Source organism: Zhongshania sp. (assembly GCF_041584495.1).
Lineage (GTDB): Bacteria > Pseudomonadota > Gammaproteobacteria > Pseudomonadales > Spongiibacteraceae > Spongiibacter.
Genome location: NZ_JBFHDY010000216.1, coordinates 1 through 3,050, shown reverse-complemented (window position 1 = coordinate 3,050; position 3,050 = coordinate 1). Strand labels below are relative to the sequence as shown.

Sequence of the window (3,050 nt, the reverse complement as noted above, 5' to 3'; positions counted from 1 at the left end):
GAGTTAATTGCGGCGTTTCTCAACGTGCGCAATGATATTTTATGCCTCTAGTCTTGACAATGCAACTATTCTGCCTTATGGGTCAGCTTATAATTGTTAATTCGCGCCCGAAGCGCCTTTTTTACGCCCTCGACCGTCTGCAACTTGCGGGCTAACTCCAGGATAAACTTCTCTGAGTCGTCAGTGCCGTTCATATTGGCGCTCTTGATCTCGCTTAGAATACTGCCCTCAAGCGCGTCAAAAGCACCCTTCAGTACCTCATCGTCTAGGAGCTGCTGGGCCTTTAGGGCAAGGTGTTCTTTGTCGTTTCTCATATAGTCTCACGGCTCTTAAGGTTGGTTTTCTCAACTATACCCGCGTTGCATACATAGTACAAAAACTGATCTTCCCGACAGGCAACCATCTTACCCGCCAATGATTGCGCATTATCCGAAATTTCCTGAATGGTGTCAGCCGTGGCCTGTACAGTGTGGAAAACGTCAGCTTTGAATTCGCGAGGGGTTTCGTCAATCACAGCTTCACCTCTTTGCTATACAGAAGCGCAGCAGTGCCAGTGCCGCTAGAAATTACGCGGTACTCGTAGCCCTTGGGAACGATAAAGGTCAAAACGCGGTCGTCCTGTTGACGCATGGCGACAGTCACAATCGCGAGAGTAAAGGTTAAATCCATTTTCTGACTAGCGACAGTCTCCCAAGGGTCTGCGGCAGTTGGCCGGATTTGCGCTTGAACTTGTGCGGACTGACCTCCAGTGATGGACGCCGTTACCGTTAGCTGGACAGTATAGTTTGCGAGCAGGGTTTTATTGCCTGCCGTATAGGTAGTGCCAAGCGTGCGCGTAACGTCAACACTTTTAGCTGGGATGAATGCCCCGTAACCCATTAGTCAACCACCCACGATACGAAGTAGGCGTCTGTTCCGGTAAAGACAATATCAACAGGCCCAACCAAATGCCCCCACACGTCTTCCTCGAACGAGGGAAACACGCTGGCAACATCGCCACCGGCTATCTGCATAGTGGCAGCCTCATCGCCCCGCGCTGTCACCTTCTTAACCTGCGCGTCTGCGGGTACAGATACCGTGCCGCTCGCCCCTGATTTATATGCCCAATTCCCCGCCATTACACTGGCTCCAAATAACCAACAAGAACAACAGAGCCTTGAAACGCGCCCTGCACCACCTGCCAATACACGCTAGTGGTGAACAAAACAGGCTCTTGATGGCTGGCTGTGATGTTTGCCGCCTTGAGAACTCCGCCAAGGCCTGTTGAACTTTCCTCTACAGCTAACCCACCCTTAACAGCGCCCGCCGCGCCGTTCCGTAAGTTGGCCTGTAGTGGCGAGGCAGTGCTGGTATTGAATCCCCATATTCGGGCGCTAGTGACGTGGAAATTCCACCCTGCCGGGACGGTGTAAAGCGTCGTGTTGGCCGTGGGGTTGATTACGTTCACCTCGTGGTGAGATCGCCCCTCTGTCTGGCTGAGCCTGTTACCAATAGCGACAATCAGGTTGTCGTCGTCACTCAGGGCAACCGCCCGGAAATCCCCACCACTCTCGGGCTGTCCGAATATCACTGACCGCTGGGTGCCTGCTAGGGCTGACGTGTTAAACGCAGAGCCAATAGATCGGACAACTGGGCCTGTGTACGTGTAATGCAGGCTGGTGGCGAAGTAAAACTCCGTCTGAGGGGTAGCGCCGTTGGTGTAGATGAATCGAAGATAGGGGTATGACCGCTCGAAATAAATAGCTTCATTGGGCGGGTTGTTCGCCGTGGTCAGGGGAAATGTCTTATAGACCGTGGAGCCATCCAAGCTGACTTGTACGGCAACGCCAGACTGGAGTGTGCCAAGCGTGTAGGCCGTGGCGTCATAGGGCTGCAATGACTCAACCTGGAGCTGCACAAGCGCAACGCCGCGCACATCAATGAATGGTTCAGCGGTGCCGTACTCAACACCCGCGCCAAGGGGGGTTGACGTGAATGTGATTATCTCTGACTGCTGCTGTACGTAGGTAGGCGTGGCTATTGTGCTGCCGTGACCATCCTCTTTGCGTATATTCTCAGGTAAAAGGTTATTCGCCATTACACAATATTCCAATTTGCGCCATCGGACACTACGTCAATGGCGTAGTATTGGGCATTTAGAATCTGGGCAGTCTCTCCGTCTATCAGGCCAGATAGTGTATCAACGGTCACATCCCCTGTGCCGATGTTTTTAATGCGGAATGTGCAGCCGGTATTACCCGCCCCCGCTGGTAGCGTGATGGTTATCGTGCCATCTGCCAGGATCACCTCGTCATCAGCCGCGCTAATGGTGTAGTTGGCGTTTTTGTATTTAACATCAGGCTTGTCCACGATACGCTGAATAATTGACTCTATCCGCGTCTCACTCACAACAGCCGGTGCCATCATTTGCATACCGCCGCCGCCTTGCAGGGACATAATGAACACCCACTCCCCATGCTCTTTATGGTATATGCGCGAGTCGTCGCCGTTAATGGCGAAATCGTCATCATCGCCCATTTCATCCGGCGGGAAGCCGCGCAGTCCGGGGTATTCTTTGTTGTAGAAAAGGTGCCAGCGGTTTGAGTTTTGGCCGGACTCACCATCCCTACCGTCTCGCCCATTGCGCCCATCTGTACCGTCACGGCCATCAACACCGTCTCGACCATCGCGCCCGTCTTTACCGTCGCGGCCGTCTTTACCGGCTGGGCCTACTGGGCCGCGCTCGGGCACGATAGAGCGCGCAACCTTCTCCGCTTCCTCTCGCGCCTTCTTAACGGCTATGGCTAGGGTGGTGGAGTCCACTATTCAGACTCTCCACCCTTCAAATAACTCAAAGCCGCTTGATCCAGCTCGCTTAACTCCTCGCCCGCCTCTTCCTTGGCCATAGCTTGGGCCTGTGCGCTCTCAGATTGAGCCAGAATGCCAATCAGCTTGGCCTCAATGTCCTGATCATGCTGGTGTTGCTTGTACAGCATTTCAACCTCGCGCTGTCTCAGCTCTTGCCGCTTGAGCGCCAGTTCTTCCTGCCACTTCTCGGACTCGGCTTGCAT

Annotated in this window: 7 protein-coding genes; all 7 read right to left on the bottom strand. The window is 53.8% G+C overall.

All coding sequences use genetic code 11. The features are described 5' to 3' along the window. Window positions 1–65: 65 nt before the first annotated feature. Window positions 66–314 (bottom strand): hypothetical protein, encoded by a 249-nt coding sequence (locus ABYP33_RS18280; protein ID WP_373092688.1) that lies wholly within the window; start codon window positions 312–314, stop codon window positions 66–68. Then, window positions 311–514 (bottom strand): hypothetical protein, encoded by a 204-nt coding sequence (locus ABYP33_RS18275; RefSeq protein ID WP_372809490.1) that lies wholly within the window; start codon window positions 512–514, stop codon window positions 311–313. The genes ABYP33_RS18280 and ABYP33_RS18275 overlap by 4 nt, the downstream gene beginning before the upstream one ends. Further along, complete coding sequence (locus ABYP33_RS18270; RefSeq protein ID WP_372809489.1) at window positions 511–879, bottom strand: hypothetical protein; 369 nt, start codon at window positions 877–879, stop codon at window positions 511–513. Before ABYP33_RS18270 ends, ABYP33_RS18275 begins: the two co-directional genes overlap by 4 nt. Further along, window positions 879–1,118, bottom strand: coding sequence for a hypothetical protein (locus ABYP33_RS18265; RefSeq protein ID WP_372809488.1), 240 nt, complete (start codon window positions 1,116–1,118; stop codon window positions 879–881). Before ABYP33_RS18265 ends, ABYP33_RS18270 begins: the two co-directional genes overlap by 1 nt. Next, window positions 1,118–2,077, bottom strand: a complete 960-nt coding sequence (locus ABYP33_RS18260; RefSeq protein ID WP_373092685.1) for a hypothetical protein — start codon at window positions 2,075–2,077, stop codon at window positions 1,118–1,120. Before ABYP33_RS18260 ends, ABYP33_RS18265 begins: the two co-directional genes overlap by 1 nt. After that, complete coding sequence (locus ABYP33_RS18255; RefSeq protein WP_373092683.1) at window positions 2,077–2,802, bottom strand: hypothetical protein; 726 nt, start codon at window positions 2,800–2,802, stop codon at window positions 2,077–2,079. Before ABYP33_RS18255 ends, ABYP33_RS18260 begins: the two co-directional genes overlap by 1 nt. Beyond that, on the bottom strand, window positions 2,802–3,050 hold a 249-nt coding region (locus tag ABYP33_RS18250; RefSeq protein ID WP_373092681.1), incomplete at its 5' end, for a hypothetical protein. The genes ABYP33_RS18255 and ABYP33_RS18250, both read right to left, overlap by 1 nt.

What these genes read in the sequence shown, in the direction of transcription:
- ABYP33_RS18280 (WP_373092688.1), bottom strand. Translation starts at nt 314, where the DNA reads ATGAGAAACGACAAAGAACACCTTGCCCTAAAGGCCCAGCAGCTCCTA.
- ABYP33_RS18270 (WP_372809489.1), bottom strand. Translation starts at nt 879, where the DNA reads ATGGGTTACGGGGCATTCATCCCAGCTAAAAGTGTTGACGTTACGCGC.
- ABYP33_RS18265 (WP_372809488.1), bottom strand. Translation starts at nt 1,118, where the DNA reads ATGGCGGGGAATTGGGCATATAAATCAGGGGCGAGCGGCACGGTATCT.
- ABYP33_RS18260 (WP_373092685.1), bottom strand. Translation starts at nt 2,077, where the DNA reads ATGGCGAATAACCTTTTACCTGAGAATATACGCAAAGAGGATGGTCAC.